Annotated in this window: 19 protein-coding genes; 10 read left to right on the top strand and 9 right to left on the bottom strand. The window is 62.1% G+C overall.

From position 1 onward, the window contains the following. On the bottom strand, nt 1-623 hold a 623-nt coding region (locus B3849_RS06345), incomplete at its 3' end, for a glycosyltransferase family 2 protein (RefSeq protein WP_286779920.1). 48 nt (nt 624-671) lie between these two features. Continuing rightward, nucleotides 672-1988 (bottom strand): HlyD family type I secretion periplasmic adaptor subunit, encoded by a 1317-nt coding sequence (locus B3849_RS06340; RefSeq protein ID WP_278376290.1) that lies wholly within the window; start codon nt 1986-1988, stop codon nt 672-674. Between the two features lie 570 nt (nt 1989-2558). Between B3849_RS06340 and B3849_RS06335 the strand changes: the two genes are divergently transcribed. Further along, nucleotides 2559-5828: a Hint domain-containing protein gene (locus B3849_RS06335; RefSeq protein WP_278424629.1), complete on the top strand. Its 3270-nt coding sequence runs from the start codon at nt 2559-2561 to the stop codon at nt 5826-5828. Nucleotides 5829-5927: 99 nt separating this feature from the next. On the opposite strand, the gene B3849_RS06330 is transcribed toward B3849_RS06335, so the two are convergent. Next, nucleotides 5928-6380: a hypothetical protein gene (locus B3849_RS06330; protein WP_005850664.1), complete on the bottom strand. Its 453-nt coding sequence runs from the start codon at nt 6378-6380 to the stop codon at nt 5928-5930. A 172-nt stretch (nt 6381-6552) separates the two neighbouring features. Here B3849_RS06330 and B3849_RS06325 point away from each other — a divergent pair, with 172 nt between their 5' ends. From B3849_RS06325 to B3849_RS06310, 4 genes are all read left to right on the top strand, one after another. Continuing rightward, complete coding sequence (locus B3849_RS06325; protein WP_037965886.1) at nt 6553-7500, top strand: ABC transporter permease; 948 nt, start codon at nt 6553-6555, stop codon at nt 7498-7500. Beyond that, nucleotides 7497-8312 carry an ABC transporter permease gene (locus B3849_RS06320; RefSeq protein WP_278424627.1) on the top strand — a complete coding sequence of 272 codons (816 nt, stop codon included), beginning with the start codon at nt 7497-7499 and terminating at the stop codon, nt 8310-8312. Before B3849_RS06325 ends, B3849_RS06320 begins: the two co-directional genes overlap by 4 nt. After that, entirely contained in the window at nt 8309-9895 is a 1587-nt protein-coding gene (locus tag B3849_RS06315) for an ABC transporter ATP-binding protein (RefSeq protein WP_286779919.1), read from the top strand. Before B3849_RS06320 ends, B3849_RS06315 begins: the two co-directional genes overlap by 4 nt. Nucleotides 9896-9963: 68 nt before the next feature. Further along, nucleotides 9964-10959 carry a P1 family peptidase gene (locus tag B3849_RS06310; protein ID WP_278424624.1) on the top strand — a complete coding sequence of 332 codons (996 nt, stop codon included), beginning with the start codon at nt 9964-9966 and terminating at the stop codon, nt 10957-10959. 62 nt (nt 10960-11021) lie between these two features. On the opposite strand, the gene B3849_RS06305 is transcribed toward B3849_RS06310, so the two are convergent. The 4 genes from B3849_RS06305 to B3849_RS06290 all read right to left on the bottom strand — a co-directional run bounded on the left by B3849_RS06305 (nt 11022) and on the right by B3849_RS06290 (nt 14883). After that, a complete protein-coding gene (locus B3849_RS06305; protein ID WP_243250918.1) occupies nt 11022-11504 on the bottom strand; it encodes a c-type cytochrome in 483 nt (160 codons plus the stop codon). Nucleotides 11505-11595: 91 nt separating this feature from the next. Then, nucleotides 11596-12300, bottom strand: coding sequence for a fumarylacetoacetate hydrolase family protein (locus B3849_RS06300; RefSeq protein WP_064217253.1), 705 nt, complete (start codon nt 12298-12300; stop codon nt 11596-11598). A gap of 159 nt (nt 12301-12459) precedes the next feature. Further along, nucleotides 12460-13971, bottom strand: a complete 1512-nt coding sequence (locus B3849_RS06295; RefSeq protein ID WP_278424623.1) for a heme biosynthesis protein HemY — start codon at nt 13969-13971, stop codon at nt 12460-12462. 12 nt (nt 13972-13983) lie between these two features. Further along, nucleotides 13984-14883: a COG4223 family protein gene (locus B3849_RS06290; protein WP_278424622.1), complete on the bottom strand. Its 900-nt coding sequence runs from the start codon at nt 14881-14883 to the stop codon at nt 13984-13986. On the opposite strand from B3849_RS06290, the gene B3849_RS06285 reads away from it, so the two are divergent. Beyond that, nucleotides 14867-15586, top strand: coding sequence for a hypothetical protein (locus tag B3849_RS06285; protein ID WP_286779918.1), 720 nt, complete (start codon nt 14867-14869; stop codon nt 15584-15586). The genes B3849_RS06290 and B3849_RS06285 overlap by 17 nt on opposite strands. Here the strand turns inward: B3849_RS06285 and B3849_RS06280 are convergent. Further along, nucleotides 15578-16279, bottom strand: coding sequence for a uroporphyrinogen-III synthase (locus B3849_RS06280; protein ID WP_278424619.1), 702 nt, complete (start codon nt 16277-16279; stop codon nt 15578-15580). The two genes, B3849_RS06285 and B3849_RS06280, sit on opposite strands and share 9 nt — an antisense overlap. Nucleotides 16280-16359: 80 nt before the next feature. Here B3849_RS06280 and tsaD point away from each other — a divergent pair, with 80 nt between their 5' ends. The 4 genes from tsaD to B3849_RS06260 are packed head-to-tail and all read left to right on the top strand — an operon-like array spanning nt 16360 to nt 19088. After that, entirely contained in the window at nt 16360-17445 is a 1086-nt protein-coding gene (tsaD, locus tag B3849_RS06275; RefSeq protein ID WP_037942479.1) for a tRNA (adenosine(37)-N6)-threonylcarbamoyltransferase complex transferase subunit TsaD, read from the top strand. Continuing rightward, complete coding sequence (locus tag B3849_RS06270; RefSeq protein WP_278424617.1) at nt 17442-18395, top strand: NAD(P)H-dependent glycerol-3-phosphate dehydrogenase; 954 nt, start codon at nt 17442-17444, stop codon at nt 18393-18395. The genes tsaD and B3849_RS06270 overlap by 4 nt, the downstream gene beginning before the upstream one ends. A 1-nt stretch (nt 18396) precedes the next feature. Beyond that, nucleotides 18397-18669, top strand: a complete 273-nt coding sequence (locus B3849_RS06265) for a YciI family protein (protein ID WP_005850688.1) — start codon at nt 18397-18399, stop codon at nt 18667-18669. Continuing rightward, nucleotides 18669-19088: an EVE domain-containing protein gene (locus B3849_RS06260; RefSeq protein ID WP_037942475.1), complete on the top strand. Its 420-nt coding sequence runs from the start codon at nt 18669-18671 to the stop codon at nt 19086-19088. The genes B3849_RS06265 and B3849_RS06260 overlap by 1 nt, the downstream gene beginning before the upstream one ends. 86 nt (nt 19089-19174) lie before the next feature. Here the strand turns inward: B3849_RS06260 and B3849_RS06255 are convergent, their stop codons facing one another. Next, a complete protein-coding gene (locus B3849_RS06255; RefSeq protein ID WP_005850691.1) occupies nt 19175-19516 on the bottom strand; it encodes a DUF2853 family protein in 342 nt (113 codons plus the stop codon). Nucleotides 19517-19614: the final 98 nt, after the last annotated feature.

Raw genomic sequence — 19614 nt, 5'->3', positions numbered from 1 at the left:
TCCGTATGCGGCGGGTGATAGACAACCAGATCGGCGGCGAAGCCTATGCGATATCCGGCAAAGGTGGCGCGCTGGCCCCAGTCGCGGTCCTCGGCATGGTGGAGGCCCTTGAACGGGCCGACCGCGTCGAACACCTTGCGATGCACGATCAGATTTCCCGTCCCCGTGAACCCTTGCTGCGCGATATAGCGGTCCATCCGATAAGCAAAAATCGCTTGATATGCGGTCGCGGCGTCCAGCCTGTGCCCTTTACGTTCGATACGGACATCACCGCCAAGGATCCTATGGGGGTCGCGCGCCATATGCGCGGCAATATGCGCCAGCCAATGCGCGTCGGGCAGGCAATCGGCGTCCAGAAAGGCAAGCACATCGCCCTGTGCCTGCGCCGCGCCAAGGTTACGTGCGGGGCCGGGGCCGGGGATCGGCTGGTGGATCAGGGATACCCATGGGTAATCGTTAACAACTCCTTGCGTTGACCGGGCGGAGCCATTGTCGACGACGATCACCTCGACCGGCTTCCTCGTTCCGGCGTCCAGCGCAGCAAGGCAACGCGCAAGGGCGTTGTGTTGGTTGAGATGGGGGATCACGACAGTGATGCCGGGTGGGGCGGACGGTGTGTTCATCCCCTCTTAAGACGGGAAGATGGTAAAGATTTCGCTAACGTCGAGGTCTCAGGAGCCGCGGAACCCCCGGCGCAGCTGGCTGCTGATAGGCTCTGCCAGATAACTCAACACGGTCCTGTCTTTGGTCTTCAAAAACGCCTCGATCGGCATGCCGGGGACCAAACGGACGGAGGCTGGCAGACGGTCCAGCTCGGTACGGGGGATATCCAGAATGACCCGATAAAAGCTGTCGCCATTGCGCGGGTCCACCACCACCTGCGGAGAGATGCTGTAAACGCTGCCGGTCAGTTGCGGGGTCGTATGCGGGTCAAAGGCGGTGAGCACGAGGGTGGCGGGCTGATCATAGCGTACCAGATTGATCGAGCGCGGATCGACCTGCACCTCGAATTCGAACTTGGACTGCTGCGGCACGATATCCATCAAGGTCGCACCCGCCCCGACAACCGCGCCAACGGTCGTGGCGCGCAGTTCATGCACCATCCCGTCGACGGGGGCCCGAAGGGCGATACGGTCAAGCTGCGCTTGGCGGGTGAGGATCGATAGGGTCAGTTCCTGAACTTCGGCAGTGACCTCGCGCAGTTGCAGCGCGACCTGTTCCTGAAACCGGCGATCGGCTTGCAGGCTTTCCAGCTTGAGCGTCCAACGTTGGTGGATCAACCGCGCCAAATCCGCCCGCCGCGCGGCAAGGTCACCGCGCAAACCGGCCCGCGTGGACTGTAGCTGCGACAAACGGACCTGCGGGGCCAGCCCCTTTTCAACCAAGCGCGTGAGGCTGCGCAGCTCTGTCGTGAGGATGGCAAGTTGTTGTTCCAGCGCAGAGATTTGGCCGTTAAGGCCCGTGGCCTGGGTTTCGACATCGGCAAGATCGCTGGCCATGCGGGCGCGCATTCCCGCGCGCATCTGGGCCCGCGCCTCGAATATCGCGGCCTGCCCTGCCTGCGCTTGCGTCATATCCAGCGCGCCGATTTTCGGTGGCAGATCAATGGCATCGAAACGGGGGGCGGGGCTTTCGTCACGCTCTGCCTCCAGACGGGCGCGCAGACCCGCTGCCTCGGCCAGACGGGCGCGCGCCATGCGCAGGTCAATCTGCAAGATCGTGGCATCAAATCGCGCCAAGACCTGCCCCGCCTTGACGATATCCCCGTTCTGGACCGGCAATTCTGCCAACACGCCGCCATCCACCGTCTGGATCACCTTGGGCTTGCCCGCCACATCGATCTTCCCCGTCGCGATCACCGCCCCCGAAATCTGTGTTGTCGCGGCCCATCCCCCAAGCAGCGCAAACAAGCAGAACATCGCGGCCATCGCGGCACCGGTAATGTGCCAAAGGCCGGTCTTGGGCTCAGGGGGGGCATGATGTGGCACGGAAAGCTCCTTTGGTTGATGAACCCTGCGGGGATGCTGGGGGTGCATTCACCTTCGACAGAGGCTTGAGGCGCTGCGGCGGCATTCGTGCGGCGGAATTGAGGCGCGGAGTCTGCATGGCGGCGCGGCACGGGGTCAGGGGCGCCCTGTGGCCCGATGGGTTTAAACCGAGCAAGAGGTCAGCCCCGAGGGGGGAGAGACAGATAAACTCTATTATTTTCAGTCGACTAGGGCAAAACCTCTGCGGTCAACCTTCCGCAAGCCCCCTCTATGGCCGCTGCAAGTTCACGCCGCTTTTACCGTGCACTTCGGTCACACCTCTAAATACCCGGCATTTTAGACCATTTGATCACATCGCGGCGCATAGGCCCTGCCCCCGCGTTTCCGCGCTGTGCGCTTGGCGTCGATCCTTACCAGACTGTGTATTGTTTCGATCAAAAGCATAGAAACATGGCCACATTGTTTTTGTTTCCGGTCAAAGTGACGCCACATTGTCCCCGTACCCACAACAATACACAGGACGCGGGCCACAGGCCTGCCACCGGTTCAAAGATGTTGAGGGCTGTAACAATGGCAACCAGATTTAACGTTTTCTACCTTGGGAATGTCGGTCGTATCGATACGACCGAGGGAAACCAGATCAGCGAAAACGCACGCTCGCTGGAGGGGGAAACCTTTGGGGGTGCCAACAGCCCGCTTTACAACAACATCAAATCCTTCTCGCCGGGCGCGCGGGGCTATGGAAATACGGCACGCGGCACATACTCTACTGATAACAGTGGGGAAAACGGGTCTGACACCTTCCGCATCGACGATGGCAACAGCCAGAACTTTGACGCCATTGCCTCCTATGCCGCGACGCTGACCTACGCCGACGGTTCCCAGGCGACCGTGACGGCGATTGTCTTCCAATCCACCAACGGCGACCTGTTTCTTGCGCCGGCTGCCAGCTCCTCCGATTACCAATCCGCGCTTGAGGCGGGGCCCATCGACTCCATCACGTTCAACACTGTCTCTTCAAACGAGGCGATGATGTACGCCAGCCGTGTCGATGCCGACTATGTTGCGCCGGATGGCACCGTTGATGGGACGTCGGGTGATGATTCCATGCGTGTGGGATCGACGGACGCGCAAGCGGACGAGGTGGACAACAGCGGCAACGCGATCAAGCTGGGCGCGGGCAACGACAAAATCTCGGCCGGGTCGGGCGATGACACGATTTTGGGCGGCGCGGGAAATGACTATATCGCAGGCAATGACGGCGACGACCGCCTCCACGGCGACGCCGACACCACCGAAGAGACCACGTTTTCCTGGGCCAACCAGAATATCGAGGACGGCGTTAGCGTCACGGGTGGCATCACCGGGGTCACCTCGTCCGGCAATATCCAGGTCACGATGTCCGTGGATCAGGGGGAGAACTTCCGCTCTGCCACGATGGAGCGGAACGACCCGCTGTATGACTACAACGAACTAAGCGACAGTTCGTCGATCCATATCCTTGGCGGTGCGGCGGGGTCGGACCCGAATACCGCGAAGATGAGCATCGACTTCTCGTCGCTGGACAGCGGCGTGTCGGACGAGGTGAGCAATGTCACCTTCGGTATTTTCGACATCGATCAGGCCTATGGCTTCGTGGATGAAGTCATCGTGCGGGCCTATGACGCCGACGGCAATCTTATCCCTGTTAATCTGACGGCGGGCAATAGCGATACGCTGGACGTGAACGACGAAACCGGCCGTGCCATCAGCACGGATGCGGGGCGGGGCACGACCAATGCCAAGACGGGTTTCCTGCAGGTCGATATCGCAGGCCCCGTTTCGCGGATCGAGATCGAGTATAACAACCACGACCCCGATGATACCGGCCACGCGATCCGTGTTGGCGACCTCAAGATGTCGACCATCAGCGCGACCGATGCGGGCAATGATACGCTGGACGGTGGGGCTGGCAGCGACACGATCTATGGCGACGGCGGGAATGACAGCCTTTCCGGTGGCGCGGACAATGACAGCCTGTCCGGCGGCAGCGGTGACGACCGGATCGAGGGTGGCACTGGCCACGATACAATCGCGGGCGGCACTGGCAATGATGCCATGTCGGGCGGGGATGACGCCGATCTGTTTGTCATGGAAGATGATTTCGGCACCGATAAAATCGCCGGTGGCGAAGGCGGCAAGGATTATGATGTCGTCACCTTCGACGCGCTGAGCAACGGTGTCTCTGTCACCTATACCGGCGAAGAGGCGGGCACCGCGACCGAAGGCCCCAACAGCGTTTCCTTCACCGAGATTGAAAAGCTGGTTCTGACCAATTCATCGGATTACGTGGATGCCAGCATTGGCGGTGTCGCGGTTGATACCGGAGCAGGCAATGACACGATCAAGGTTGGTGATGGCGCCTATGACATCGACGCCGGGACGGGCGACGACCGGATCATTCGCGAGGCGGGCACCACAGCGGACGACGCGAACTCCGTCATCGACGCGGGCGATGGCATCGATACCTATGTCGCGGGCAGCGGGCTGGGGGCGGATCACACCGTCGATCTTGCCGCCAGCCGGCTGGACCACGCAGGAAACGACCGTGGCGATCTGCTGAACTTTGAAAACGTCGCGCTCGAGAACTCTGCCGCGTCGGTCAAGGGCGACAGCAAAGACAACACCATCACCGCGCGCGGGACACAGGACAACAGCTTGTCCGGCGGCGACGGCAATGATTCAATCGACGGCGGCGGTGGCAATGACAATCTGCATGGCGACGCGGGCCGCGATACCCTGATCGGGGGCGACGGCAATGATACGCTGGACGGCGGTCAGGGCGATGACCAGCTGACAGGCGGCGACGGCGATGACGTATTCGTCTACTCCGGCGGTCACGACACGATCACCGATTTTAACGCGGGCAATACCGGCCCGCTGGATGATAACGACACCACCAATAATGATTTCATTGATCTAAGCGGCTATTACGACAAGATCTTCGATCTGCGCGCTGACTATGAAGACAATGGCATTCTGGATCAGTCCAACTTCGAGACCACGGATTACACCTATAATTCCAAGTTCGAGGATGGGTCGCTCAAGTTCATCGGCGTGCAGGCGCAGCACTTTACCTATGACAACACCGGCGTTGTCTGCTTTGGCAAAGGCACCGCCATCCGCACCCCGCGCGGGGATGTCTTGGTCGAAGACCTGCGTGTCGGCGATCTTGTCACCACAATGGACAACGGCCCGCAGAAAATCCGCTGGATCAACACGCGGTCTTACGATGCCCGACAGATGCAAAAGGGATCACATCTGCACCCCGTGCTGATCAAACGTGGCACTTTCGGTGCCGAACGGGATCTCTTGGTCTCGCAGCAACATGGTGTTTTGGTCGGCCAGAGCGGCGATAGCTTTGCCCGCGCCAAACATCTTGCCGACGCGGCCAAAGGCGTGCGCATCGCCAAGGGCAAGAAATCGGTCACCTACGTTCACCTGATGTTCGACGACCATCAGGTGATCTTTGCCGAGAACGTCCCGTCGGAAAGCTTCTACCCCGGCCCGATGGCGCTGTCGCAGATGAGCAAACCGCATCGCGCGGCATTCTCCAAGGTACTGCCCGCCTTGGGCACGGGGCGCGTCAGCCGCGAAGAAGTCGCCAAGATCTATGGCCCCACAGCACGTGTGTTCCTGAAAAAGAAACAGGTGTTGAACCAGCACGGCGTGCCTGCGCGCGGCAAGGGCAAGACCCCCTCGCGCCTGATCCTGCAAGCAAGCGCTGATCTGGCCCAGCAACAGGCGACCAAGGCCATTCGGACCCGTAATACAGTGACAACGGCAGAGGCCCGCGCATGACCCTAAAACGCGGTATCGTCACTGTATCGTAGGCTGTATCGCACAAAAAAGGCGGGCGCATTTCTGCACCCGCCCGCAAAAACCCTAAAGGGTTAACTCTTATTTGTCGCCTGGCAGACCAGCAGCGGCCTCACCTACGGTGGCGTCAAGGTTCTGGTTACATACAACCATGAACTGTTCCATCGCGGCTTCGTCCATTGGCTCTGCTGTCATGTTGGATTCAGCAGTGTTACCACCGGTGTCGTCCACAGCTTTCAGGTCACCTTCCAGCGAACCTTCTTCAGGCTCATCGTCGGTCGCTTCGGCTGCTGTTACAGTAGTGGTGGTGGTTGTATCACCTGTGTCACGACCGGAGTTGCCCATGGAACCGCCGTTGTCACCATCATCGATCTCTGCGATCGCAGCGGAAGCCACCATCATCTGATCGTCTTTCGACAGTTCGTTGAACTCGGCGCAGGTCATCGAGGTGTCAGCATGTGCGGCAGCAAATGCTGGTGCGGATACGGTACCCATAAGGGCGGCAATAGCGAGTGTCTTAAATGTGTTGGTCATCGTTAAGCTCCTAAATTCTCGTTTCTGCATACCCAACCCCGTGCAGCGCGAATTGGTTCCCCTGCCCCAAAACTAATCGGTTCACCAAAAAGAGAGCGACGGGTAACCCGCTCGCCTTAAAAAGGTTTTTCTGCGCTGGACGCTGTTGATTTGCGCGCCTACCTTCGGCCGCATGATCCGGTACACGCTCAAACGTTTGCTTTCGCTCTGTATCAGCCTGGCTGTTGCGTCGCTGGTGATCTTTACCGTTATCGAAGTTGCCCCCGGTGACCCGGCCTCTTTTATGCTGGGGATGAATGCGCAGCCTGAAACGCTTGCTGCTTTGCGCAGTGAGCTTGGGCTCGATGCATCGAAACCGGCGCGCTATCTGGCTTGGGTCGGCGGGCTGCTGCAAGGGGATTTCGGCACCTCCTATACCTACCGCACCCCCGTGTCCGAGATGATCGCCGCGCGACTTTGGGTGTCCCTGCCGCTGGCGCTGTACGCGCTTGGGCTGTCCACGCTGATCGCCTTTCCCGCGGGGATCTATGCGGCGGCGCGGCGTGGCAAAGCCGGGGATATGGGGGTGATGGGGGCCACACAACTGGGGGTCGCGGTGCCCAATTTCTGGTTCGCGATGATCCTTGTGCTGATATTCGCCATCAACCTGCGCTGGTTCGCCGCCGGCGGTTTTGTCGGCTGGGATCAGGGTGTGCTGACGGGGCTGCACGCCCTGACCCTGCCCGCCATTGCGCTGGCCCTGCCCCAGGCGGCCATTCTGGCGCGGGTCATGCGGTCTGCGCTGCTGGATGTCTTGGGCGAAGACTATATGCGCAGCGCCCGCGCCAAAGGGCTGACCGAAAGACAAGCGCTGTGGCGGCACGGGTTACGCAATGCGCTGATCCCTGTGCTGACGATCATCGGACTGCAATTTTCGTTCCTGCTGGCGGGGTCGATCATCATTGAACAGGTGTTCTATCTGCCGGGGCTTGGACGGCTGGTGTTTCAATCCATTTCGGCGCGGGATCTGATCGTGGTGGAATCCGTGGTCATGCTGCTGGTCTTCTCGGTCATTGTGGTGAACTTCCTTGTGGATCTGGCCTATGCGGCGGTTGACCCGCGTCTGAGGGCGCGCGCATGAACCGGAACCTGATCCTTGGCGCGCTGCTGACCTCGGTCTTTGTGCTGTCCGCGCTTGTGTCCTTTGTCTGGACGCCGTTTTCCCATACGGCGATGGATATCCCGAACAAGCTGCAAGGGGTCGGCGGTGCGCATCTGCTGGGCACCGATCACTTTGGCCGCGATATCCTGAGCATGATCATGGTCGGCGCGCGCACCTCTATCGCCGTGGCGCTGGTGGCGGTGGGTATCGGCATGGGCCTTGGCGTGCCGCTTGGTCTGTGGGCGGCAGCCAAACGCGGGTCGCTGGTGGACGAGATCATCATGCGCGGCAACGATCTGGTCTTTGCTTTCCCCTCGCTGGTGATCGCAATCCTGATCACGGCGATCTTCGGGGCCAGCGCGGTGAACGCGATCATCGCCATCGGCATCTTCAACATTCCCGTCTTTGCGCGCATCACCCGCGGTGCCGCGCTCAGCCTGTGGGAGCGAGAGTTCATCTTCGCCGCGCGGGTCGCTGGTAAATCGGCGGCGCGGATCTCGGTCGAACATATCCTGCCCAATGTGACCAATCTGTTGATCGTGCAGGGGACGATCCAGTTCAGCCTCGGCATTCTGGCCGAGGCAGGGCTGTCCTATGTCGGGCTGGGCGCGCAGCCGCCGACGCCATCCTGGGGCCGGATGCTGGCAGATGCGCAAACCATGGTCAGCATCGCACCGCATATGGCGCTGGTGCCGGGGTTCGCGATCATCCTGACGGTGCTGGGGCTGAACCTGATGGGCGACGGGCTGCGCGATGCGCTGGACCCGCGGTTGCGGGTGCGCCGGATATGAGCTTGCTTAGCATCACCAACCTGTCGGTGGCGATCCACTGGTTCAATATCCTGCAGGGCGTGACCCTCTGTGTCGACGCCGGAGAGATCGTGGCCGTCACCGGCGAAAGCGGGTCGGGCAAATCCATGACCGCACTGGCGGCGATGCAACTGCTGCCCAAGGGGACGCAGGCGCGCGGTCATATCATGCTGGGCGATCAAGATCTGCTGGCCCTGCCCGAAGCCGAGCTTTGCGCGATCCGCGGCAATGACATCGGCATGGTGTTTCAGGAACCGATGACGGCGCTGAACCCGGTGCAAACCATCGGCCATCAAGTGGCGGAAACCATCCGGATTCACGACAAAACCGTGTCACGTCACGCCGCGGCCCGCCAAGCCGCCGAAACGCTGGAACGGGTCGGCCTGCCAAATGACCGCTTTCCCCTGTCCCGCTACCCGCACGAGCTGTCGGGCGGGCAACGCCAACGGGTGGTGATCGCGATGGCGATCGCGCTGCGGCCGCGCTTGCTGATCGCCGATGAACCGACCACCGCGCTGGATGTCACGACGCAGGCGCAGATCCTTGATCTGCTGAAATCGCTGGCGCGGGAGGACGGGATGGGGCTGCTGATGATCACCCATGATCTGGCGGTGGTCGCCGATATGGCCGACCGCATCATCGTCATGCGCAAGGGAGAAATCGTCGAACAGGGGCACACACAGGCCCTGCTGCAAACCATGCGCCACCCCTATACGCGGATGCTGTTTGCCGCCTCGACCCATGCGGTCGCCCTGCCCGCCGCCCCGCCTCCGCAACCGCTGCTGAAGGTGGAAAACGTGAGCCGCGATTACGTGCTGCCACGCAAGACGCTGTTCGGCAAACCGGGTCGGTTCCGCGCCGTCGATAACGTGTCCTTCACCCTGCAACGGGGGGAACGCCTGGGCCTCGTGGGTGAAAGCGGCTGCGGGAAATCGACCCTGACACGGGCGCTTTTGGGTCTGGAACCGGTGCAATCCGGCAGCATCACGCTGGACGGCACCCCAGTCTATAGCGGCAGCAAACCCGATCTTGCCGTGCGGCGCAAAATGCAGGTGGTGTTCCAGGACCCCTTCGGCAGCTTCAACCCGCGCCACCGCGTGGACCGGCTGATCACCGAACCGTTCCACCTGCTGCCCGACCCGCCCAAGGGCCGCGCCCGCAGCGATGCCATCGCCGATGCGCTGACCGCCGTGGGGCTGTCGCCGGAAGATGCGACCAAATACATCCACGAATTCTCGGGCGGGCAGCGCCAGCGCATTGCCATCGCCCGCGCCCTGATCATCCGCCCCGACCTCATCCTCTTTGACGAGGCGGTGAGCGCGCTCGATGTCTCGGTTCGGGCGCAGATCCTTGATCTGCTGGCAGAGCTTTGCAGCGCCTATGACCTGACCTATCTCTTTATCTCCCATGATCTGTCCGTGGTGCGCACGGTCACGGACCGGGTGCTGGTGATGAAATCGGGGCAGATCGTTGAACAAGGTGCCACCGCCGACGTCTTTGATCGCCCGCAACACCCTTACACGCAAAAACTCCTCGCCGCCGCGCCCCGTTTGCCGGATCTGTGATGCCCCTGCTTCATTTTGCCAAATAAACTCCCCGCGGAGCGTCCCGCACCAACCAAAGGCCCTGCCCTATGAAACCCGGACCCAGAAACCTGATCACCGATGTGCCCGGCCTTCGGGTGGGAAACGCGCAGGACGATGCGCTGAAATCCGGCACGACGGTGCTGCTGGCGGATGACCCCTTTACCGCCTCTGTCCATGTGATGGGCGGTGCCCCCGGCACGCGCGAGACGGATCTGCTCGCCCCCGATAAATCGGTCGCCGCGGTGGATGCGTTGGTGCTGTCGGGCGGGTCGGCCTATGGGCTGGATGCCTGTTCGGGCGTGGTGGACGGGCTGCGCGCGGCGGGGCGCGGGTTTCGGCTGGGCGATGCGACGATCCCGCTGGTGCCGGGGGCGATCCTGTTTGACCTGCTGAACGGCGGTGACAAGACCTGGGCAGAGAACCCCTACCGCGCCTTGGGCCGTGCGGCCTATGACGCCGCGGCTGAAGATTTCACGCTCGGCACCATCGGCGCGGGCACCGGCGCGCTGAGCGCGATGGTGAAAGGCGGGCTCGGGTCTGCGTCACTGCACCTGCCGGATGGGACAATGGTCGGCGCATTGGTCGCGGCCAATCCGGTGGGGGCCGTCACCACGCCGGGTGACCGTCACTTCTACGCCGCCCCCTTCGAGGTGGAAGCAGAGTTCGGCGGCATGGGCCCGGACCCGGCGACGGGGCTGGGGATGACGATGGAAAGCCGCAAGATGGCGTCGATGTCCCCGCGCGAAAATACGACGATCGCGATTGTCGCGACGGATGCGACCCTGACAAAGGCGCAATGCCAGCGGATGTCCGTTGCGGCCCATGACGGGATCGGGCGGGCCACGGTGCCTGCGCATACCCCCTATGACGGTGATCTGGTCTTTGGCCTGAGCACCGGCGCGCATGAGGTTGCCGAGAGCATTCTGCCGCTGATCGGTCATGCCGCGTCACTGTGTCTGGCGCGGGCGATTGCGCGGGCAGCCTATCACGCGACACCGGCGGCGGGCGATCTGCTGCCTTGCTGGTCTGATCTGAACAGCTAAGGTCATAAAAAGGCCCGCGTCCCCCTCTGGAAACGCGGGCCAATCAGGCGGGTTAGAGCCGCTTATTCGGTTTTCTCGGCCTCTGCATCGTCGGCCATGGGCGCGTCTGCTGCGGCCTCGGCTTCGGGAGAGAACGTCGCGAGATAGGCCGCAACATCTTCGCCGCCTTTGCGCATTCTGAACGACATTTTCGAACGGGCTTTCTTGTCATCCAGTGTGGTGCGCAGGAAATCGGTGGGGTTCTGCAGGTATTCGGCCATATTGGCTTCGTCCCAGACCAGACCGGCTTCACCGGCGGCGACCAGATCATCGCCATAGCGATAGTCTTCGACGGTGCCGGCCTGCTTGCCGATGATACCGTAAAGGTTCGGACCGACTTTGCCGCCCCGCTGGAAGGTTTCGCCAGCGTCGTCCACGATCATGTGGCAGGCTTTGCATTTGCCGAACTGCTTTTCGCCGGCGTCTGCGTCACCCATGCTATGGCTGTCTGCCAGGGCCGGAACCGCGATCACGGTGGCCAGTAGAGCGCTATAGATATGTTTCATTGCGATTTCCCATATGTATGAATCATCTTGTAACCTAGGGGGCGCCCCCGTGATTTCAACGGGCGCTTTTGTCGCGGGGCGATGCTGGGGCTCAGGCGCGGGGGCCTATCGTCACCTCAAGCGTCGCGATCCCGTCAACGCCGCCGGTCACGACATCCCCTTCCACAAGGGCCGCGACACCGGCTGGTGTGCCCGTCATGATGATATCCCCCGGGGCCAGCGCCATAGATTGCGACAAGATCGCCACGTGCTCACGTACCGACCAGATCAGATCGGCGAGATCGGCGTCCTGCCGCACCTCACCGTTCACGGCAAGCCAGATGCGCCCCTGTTCCACAGACGGGACATCGGCGATGGGTTTCAGCGCGGCAATCGGGGCGGAGTTGTCAAAGGCCTTGCCCCAATCCCATGGCCGACCGGCTTTCTTCGCCTCTGCCTGCAAGTCACGGCGGGTCAGGTCGATCCCGACCGAAGCCCCCCAGACGTGATCCATCACGTCAGCTTCCGCGATGTTGCGCCCGCCTTTGCCGATGGCGATCACCAGCTCGATCTCGTGGTGCAGATCCTCTGTCTGGGGCGGATAGGGGATGGTGCATGGCGTATCCAGCGCCGCATCGGCGGGTTTGGTGAAAAAGAACGGAGCCTCACGCGTCGGATCTTTGCCCATCTCGCGGGCGTGCGCCTCGTAGTTGCGACCCACGCAGAAGATGCGGCGCATGGGAAAACGGGCGTCGGTGCCCTGCACAGCCAGACTGGCCTGCGGCGCGGGGGGGAATACAAAATCATCAGCGGGCATGGGGCATATCCTTTGCAATAGTCGTGTCACAGACATACGCCCCTGCGGCAGCCCCGTCATCCGATAAGACACCAAAAGGCCGGTTAGACATAAGCTGCAACGCAAAAGGCCGACACAATACGTGCCGGCCTTTGTTTTCGTTTACCTTTGGGCCCCGCGCTATTTCTCGGGCTGGGTCGCTGGTTTTTCAACCGGATCGGCGGCGCCTGCGGGGGTGTCGTCGATCAGCTCTGCATCCTCGATATCGGCGCGGGTGGCCACAGGCGGCTTGGCATCCGCGCCCGAGTTATCCTCTAGTGCGCCGACGATCAGCGGCAGCATCTGCACACCGCCGGGCATGGCAACTTCGGACAGGGGCGGGGTTTTCCACGCCAGCGTATCGAAGCTGTGGCAGTTTTCGCAGATCGGCTTCCAGCTCGCGTGGATATGTTGGCAGTTGTCACAAATCCACTGAGGGCCGCGCGATACGGTCAGCGCCCGTGCCAGCCAGCCTTTGACGATGGTATCCGAAGCCCCCTCGCCCCGTTCGATGGCCGCCATCAAGGTGACCGAACGTGCGGTCGGGTCGGTTTCGACCAGATCCCCCAAGGACCGGCGCGCTTGCGGGAAATCTTCGGCGGCGATGTTCAGCTCTGCCAGCAGCATCTTGGTCTCGGGGTGGTCCGGCTGCACGCGGGTCAGCGTGGTAAACCGCTTGAGCCGCTCTTTCGGGGTCTCGTCCGGCTGGATCGCGGCGAAGGCACCGGCCAGATCGGGGTGCGGTTGTACGTCCCACGCTTTTTTCAGCACGCGGGCCGCATATTTCGGTTTGCCCTGATCGATATAACCATGCGCCGCCATCACGGCTGCGGGGATCAGATCGGGGGACAGGCGGTTCGCCTCGATCGCGGCCTCGCGGGCTTCGATGCTGTTGCCTTCGGCAATGACGTCTTTCGCCTCGGACAGGGCGAGCACGGCATCGCGACGTTTATGCACATCACGCGGCATCTGACCGTTCTTGAGCTTGGTGTTCAGCGTTTGGCGCGCACCGGCCCAATCTTCTTTCTCGGCCTGCAGTTTCAGCAGCACATCACCGGTTTCGGCATGTTTCGGTTTGATGGCAAAGGCTTTCTCGGCCAGCTTCAGCGCGGTTTCCGTGTCGCCTTCGGCCAGCTTCTGTTTCATGATCCCGCGCACACCGACAAAACGGGTGCGTTCGTTGGTCACCAGCTTGCGATAGGTCTCTTCTGCCTTGCGACGGTCGCCCGCCATTTCCGCAGCCTGCGCGATCAGCAGATTGGTCAGGTCGGGACGTTCAAGGTATTTATCCGCCTTTGCGGCCTTGGCCATCGCCAGACGCCCTTCGCCGCTGGCCAGCGCCATAAGCCCTTCGGAGAGCGCCTCGTAGCCCTTGCGTTCGCGGTTGCGGTCGAAATAGCGCGACAGCGCGGTTTCGTCGCCGTTCAGGAAATGCCAGACCGCAACCAGCAGCGCAAAGATCTTGAGCATGATCCAGACCGCGACAACCAGCAGGACCACGGCGATGACGGATTGCAGCGGGCCAAAGCTGTATTCGGTGCCCATCACGGTGACCTGCAACCCGCCCGAGCTTTCCAGCAAGAACGATGCGCCCCAGGTGATGGCGGCAATCACCGCAACGAACACAACGATCTTAATCAGTGACCAAAGCATAAATCAGGTTCCTCAGTTCGCCGTCAGGCGTTGTGTCAATGTCTGTACGGCGTCTTGGGCGTCGTGGCGCGCTTGCGCATCAGAGAGCCATTCTGACAGGGGCTCTTGGGCTTCGGGCGGCAGGGCTTTCACCTCTGCCAGCGCATCGGCCAGACGCCCGTCGCGCATTGCCGCTTCGGCGCGCGACAGGATCGCGTCGGGGTCATCCCCGTCACGCGGTGCAACCGACCGCGCCCCCAACTGCTGCTTGAAGAAGCCGCCAATGCCGCCCCCGTCCACATCAGGCGAGGCCGCGCGTGCCGCTGCAAGCGATGCCCGTGCCGCATCGGGGAAACGGTCCTGAAGATTGGCGGCGGTGACAACGCCCGTCGCCGCCGTATCGGCAAGGGCCGGCGGGACATCCTGAATACCATTGGCTTGCAGATCCGCAATCTCTGCTTCGAAGGGCTGGCCGGTTGTGACGGCAGAGACGATCCGGCCCAAGGCGGATTGCAACGTCGCGGCCTGTGCGGCCTGTGCCGTCGCTTCCTCTACGCTGAGCGCATTGTCGAGCAGACGTTGAATTTCATCGCGCTGCGTCTCGACCGAGGATTGCAGCGCCGCCAGTTCCTTTTCAAAGGCTGACGTATCGACAGGGGCCGGCGCCTCTGTCGCGGGGCGGCTGCCCAGATCATCCACACGGGTGGCCAGTTCGGCCACCAGCGCCTGAACCTCTTGCAGGGCGGCGTCATCGGTGGGCGCGGGGGCCGGGTCTGTCTCTTCCAGCGCCTTGATCCGTGCTTCTTGCGCGGCGATCGTGTCGGTCAGGCTAGATTGCGAGGTGTCCGCAGGGCGCAGGCCCGCCTGTTCCAGCAAATCATATTCCGCCACGGCAAAGCCGATCCCGCCCGCGATGATGCCGCCGAACAGCATCGGCCAAAAGACACTACCGCGCTTTTCAGGCTCTGCCACAGGGGTGACGGGGGGCGGCGTCTTGGTTGGCGTGGCCGGTTTCGCTGATGTGGTCGATGCGGTTGACGTCGCTGGCTTTGACGCGGGCGTTGCCGGTTTATCAGAGGCCGTGTCCGGCTTTACATCTTTCGTGTCAGGCTTTGCATCGGATTTTGTGTCACTTGGCTTCGTCTCGGGTTTGGCAGACGTCGAGGCGGTCGCGGGCGAAGCAGCCTTGGCCGCTGTATCACTGCCCCCCGTTTTCACAGCGGGTGTCGTTGCCTCTTTGGCGTCGCTTGCTTTCACAGCACCCGATGCTGTGTCGGTGGTTTTCACGCTTTCCGGTTTGGCACTCGCTTTGTCATCGCTGGCTTTACCCGTCGCGGTTTTATCAGCGCTCGCCGCGCTTGCAGCAGATGTCTTGGCCGCAGGCTTGGGCTTGGCCGTTGATGGCTTCGCCGTTGTCCCAGCCGGTTTTGTCGCCGTGGACGATCCGGTTTTCTTCGCTGTGGTCTTCGGCTTGGCGGCGGCAGCAGACGCCTTTGATGTCGAAGATGTCTTCGGGGTGTCGTCACCTGAACTGGGTGTTTTCGCTTTCGCCACGCTTAAAAACCTTTCCGATTCTGACCTGATATCAGACGTATTTCACAACCTTAGACGGCATCTAGGTCGACCTTCAAGCTAACCTGTTCCAATCCACCGCAGTTTCAAGCGTAAAACGCAGTGACGTGGCGGTTGGTTCAGGGGCGATGAGTATCTGCTGAACCACTGTGCGGTCCAGCGCCTCGGCCACGGCGGGGCTGAGGGCGATGATGGTGGCCCGCCGCGTTTCACATGCCTGATCGGCGAATTGCGCGGCGGTGCGCGGGGAAAACAGCGGCACGATCGACGGGCCATCTGCCAGCGCGGCTTGGGCGTCACGCGTCAGAGGTAGCGCCTGCTGGTCATAAAGCACCACAGGGCGTGTCGGCAGACCGGCCTGCGTTAACCGTTCGGCAATATCCCCGCGCTGATGCGTGCCGCGCAGATGCAGCAGGGGCGCCGCGGGGCGATGTGCCTTGATCATCGGGAGCAAACGCGCGGCATCGGGCGCGTAACACGCGACCTGCCAGCCCTTGGCCGCAGCCGCCTGCGCCGTCGCCTCGCCCACACAATAAGCCGGCAGGGTGCCGCCCTTCGGGCCATGCGCCACGCCATTGGCCGAGGTAAAGATCACCCCGCCGATGCCGCCCAGATCAACAGGTACGGCGGTCGGTCGAATTTGCAGCAACGGGCTGGTCACCACCCGCACCCGCGACAGCAGTGCAGCCGGCAGGCTGGCCGCAAACGCCACGCAGGCGGGCGCAGGGCGGGTCAGGATCAACGCTGGTTTTGTCATCTGACGCTTGGGCCCCAAGGATTGTTCCACCTGCCCCAAGGTGTTACTTGGCCCCTGTCACCCTTGCAACGGAAACAGCCATGTTACTTCTTGGATTGGAAAGCAGCTGCGATGATACCGCCGCCGCACTGGTGCGTCAGCTGCCGGGGCAACGCGCCCTCGTGCTGTCTTCTGTCGTTGTGGGGCAGACCGAGCTTCATGCCTCTTTCGGCGGTGTCGTCCCCGAAATCGCAGCCCGCGCCCACGCGGAAAAGCTTGACCTTTGCGTCGAAAAGGCGCTGGCCGAGGCCGCGCTGACCTTGGCGGATGTTGACGGTTTCGCCGTGACCGCGGGACCGGGACTGATCGGTGGCGTGCTGTCGGGCGTGATGTGCGCCAAGGGGCTGTCGGCCGCGACGGGCAAGCCGCTTTATGGCGTGAACCATCTGGCGGGCCATGCGCTGACGCCACGGCTGACCGATGATGTCCCCTATCCCTATCTGATGTTGCTGGTGTCCGGCGGGCATTGCCAGTTCCTGCTGGTGCATGGGCCGGACCGGTTTGAACGCTTGGGCGGCACCATCGACGACGCCCCGGGCGAGGCTTTTGACAAGGTGGCGCGCCTGATCTCACTGCCGCAGCCGGGGGGGCCCGCGATTGAACAAGCGGCCAAGGCGGGCGATCCAAAGCGCTTTGCCCTGCCGCGCCCGCTGCTGGACCGGCCCGATTGCGACATGTCTTTTTCGGGGTTGAAAACGGCGGTGCTGCGCACGCGGGACAAGGTGATCGACGAAAAAGGCGGGTTGAGCGTTCAGGATCAGGCCGATCTGGCTGCCGGTTTCCAGGCAGCCGTAACCGATGTACTGGCCGAAAAGACCCGCCGCGCCTTGCGGAAATATCTGGACCATGCGCCTGATGTGCGCACCCTTTGTGTTGCGGGTGGCGTGGCCGCGAACAAGGCAATAGGCCGCGGGTTAGAGACTGTTGCCGCCGAAGTAGACTGCGCCTTTATCGCGCCGCCGCTGTCGCTGTGCACCGATAATGCCGCGATGATCGCCTTTGCCGCGATCGAGCAAAGCCAGCTGCGCGCGCCCGATGATCTGACCCTGTCGGCCCGCCCGCGTTGGCCGCTGGACACAAGCCAGCCCGCCATGTTGGGCAGCGGCAAAAAAGGAGCGAAAGCATGAGCATTGCCGTTCTGGGGGCCGGTGCGTTTGGCACTGCGTTGGCGATCTCTTTGGCGGGTAAGGGCGCGGTGACGCTATGGGCGCGGGATGCACAGGGCATGGGGCAGAGCCGTGAAAACACCGCCCGCCTGCCCGGTTGCCCGCTGCCCGAGGGCCTGTTCGTGACCGGCGATCTGGCAGAGGCCGCCAAGGCGCAGACCTTGCTCGCCGCCGTCCCGATGCAAAAACTGCGCGGATTTCTGCGCGATAACGCTGCCGCATTGGACGGCAAGACCATCGTCGCCTGTTGCAAGGGGATCGAGCTGAACACCGGTCTTGGCCCTGTCGCCGTGATCCGCGAGGTGCTGCCCCATGCGACCGCAGCGATCCTCACGGGGCCAAGCTTTGCCGCGGACATAGCGCGGGGGCTTCCCACGGCGCTGACCCTTGCTTGCGCCGATAAAACCACCTGCGCGACCCTACAACAGAGCCTAACAACGGCAAACCTGCGTCTTTACCGCACCTCTGATACCGTGGGTGCGGAATTGGGGGGCGCGCTAAAGAACGTGGTGGCCATCGCCTGCGGTGCCGCAATCGGCGCGGGCCTGGGCGAAAGCGCCCGCGCCGCCGTGATGACCCGTGGCTTCGCCGAAATGCAGCGGCTTGCCGCGCATCACCATGCGGATCCGGTGACCTTGGCGGGCCTGTCCGGTTTTGGCGATCTGACGCTGACCTGCACCTCGACCCAATCGCGGAACTACCGGCTGGGGCTGGCCCTCGGCCGGGGGGAGCCCTTTGACAGCGCCACCACCGTCGAAGGTGCCGCCACCGCGCGGGCGGTCGATGCGCTGGCCCATGACAACGGGCTGGATCTGCCGATCACCGCCGCCGTTGCAGGTCTGGTCGAGAACCGCTTAGATGTAGCCAGCGCGATGAAAGCGCTTTTGACCCGCCCTTTAAAGGAAGAATAACATGCTGGTTGCCCTTATTGCCAAAGACAAAGCTGGCGCGCTTTCCGTGCGTCAGGAAAACCGCCCCGCCCATGTGGAATACCTGAAATCCACTGGCGTCGTTGCCCAGGCCGGTCCGCTGCTGGATGATGCCGGCGATATGATCGGGTCTTTGGTCATTCTGGATGTCGCTGACAAAGCCGCGGCACAGGATTGGGCCGACAATGACCCCTATGCCAAGGCCGGGTTGTTCGCCGATGTGCAGCTGATCCCGTGGAACCGGGTGATCGGGTAATGGCCTACTGGCTGTTCAAATCCGAACCCTCGACCTGGGGCTGGCCGGATCAGGTCGCCAAGGGGGACGCGGGCGAGGAATGGGACGGCGTGCGCAACTATCAGGCGCGCAACTTCATGCGCGAGATGGCGGTTGGCGATCTGGGGTTCTTCTACCATTCGCAAGGCGAGCGCGCGATTGTCGGCATTGTCGAGGTCTGCGCCGCCGCGCATCCCGATAGCTCGACCGAGGACGCACGCTGGGAATGTGTCGATATCAAAGCCGTGCGCCCGTTTGAAAAACCGGTGACGCTGGACGATATCAAGGCCGATGGCCGGTTCGATGATATGCCGCTGGTCAAAAGCCCGCGTCTGTCTGTCCAGCCTGTCACAGCAGAGCAATGGAGCGCGATCTGCGCCTTGGGAAACACCAAACCCTAGAGCCTTAAACACGCTTTAGACACGCGCTTTAGACATAAAAACGCCCGCTGAACCAAGCGGGCGTTTTCAGTTCGGCAGGGTCAGATTTACGCGTAAACGGATTCTTTGCCGAAGTGTTTGGTCAGCATATAATAGACCACCGCGCGGTATTTGTTCCGCTCGGATTTGCCGTAAGTCTCTACGGCCTTGTGGATACCGTCCATCAGCTCGGGGCTATCCGAGAGACCAAGCTTTTTGATGAGGAAGTTGTTCTTGACCAGCTCAAGCTCGCTTTCCTGCGACGCGGCGATGGTCTGCGCGTCAGCGTTATAGATCGACGGACCGCAACCGATGGTCACTTTCGTCAGCAGGTCCATATCTGGCGTCATGCCGCATTTCGTTTGCAGATCGTCGGCATATTTCGCGATCCATTCATCTCTTTTGCCCATTCGTGGTCTCCAACCGTTGATTTGACCGATGTTTCCGGCCTGGTTTCAGACCCTAAAGCGGTTTTGACGCGCGCAAAAGAAATTTTTCCCGCCTGCGT

The organism is Sulfitobacter sp. UBA4523 (assembly GCF_002388305.1).
GTDB classification, from domain to species: Bacteria; Pseudomonadota; Alphaproteobacteria; order Rhodobacterales; family Rhodobacteraceae; genus Sulfitobacter; species Sulfitobacter pontiacus.
This window is presented reverse-complemented; position numbering and strand designations above follow the sequence as displayed.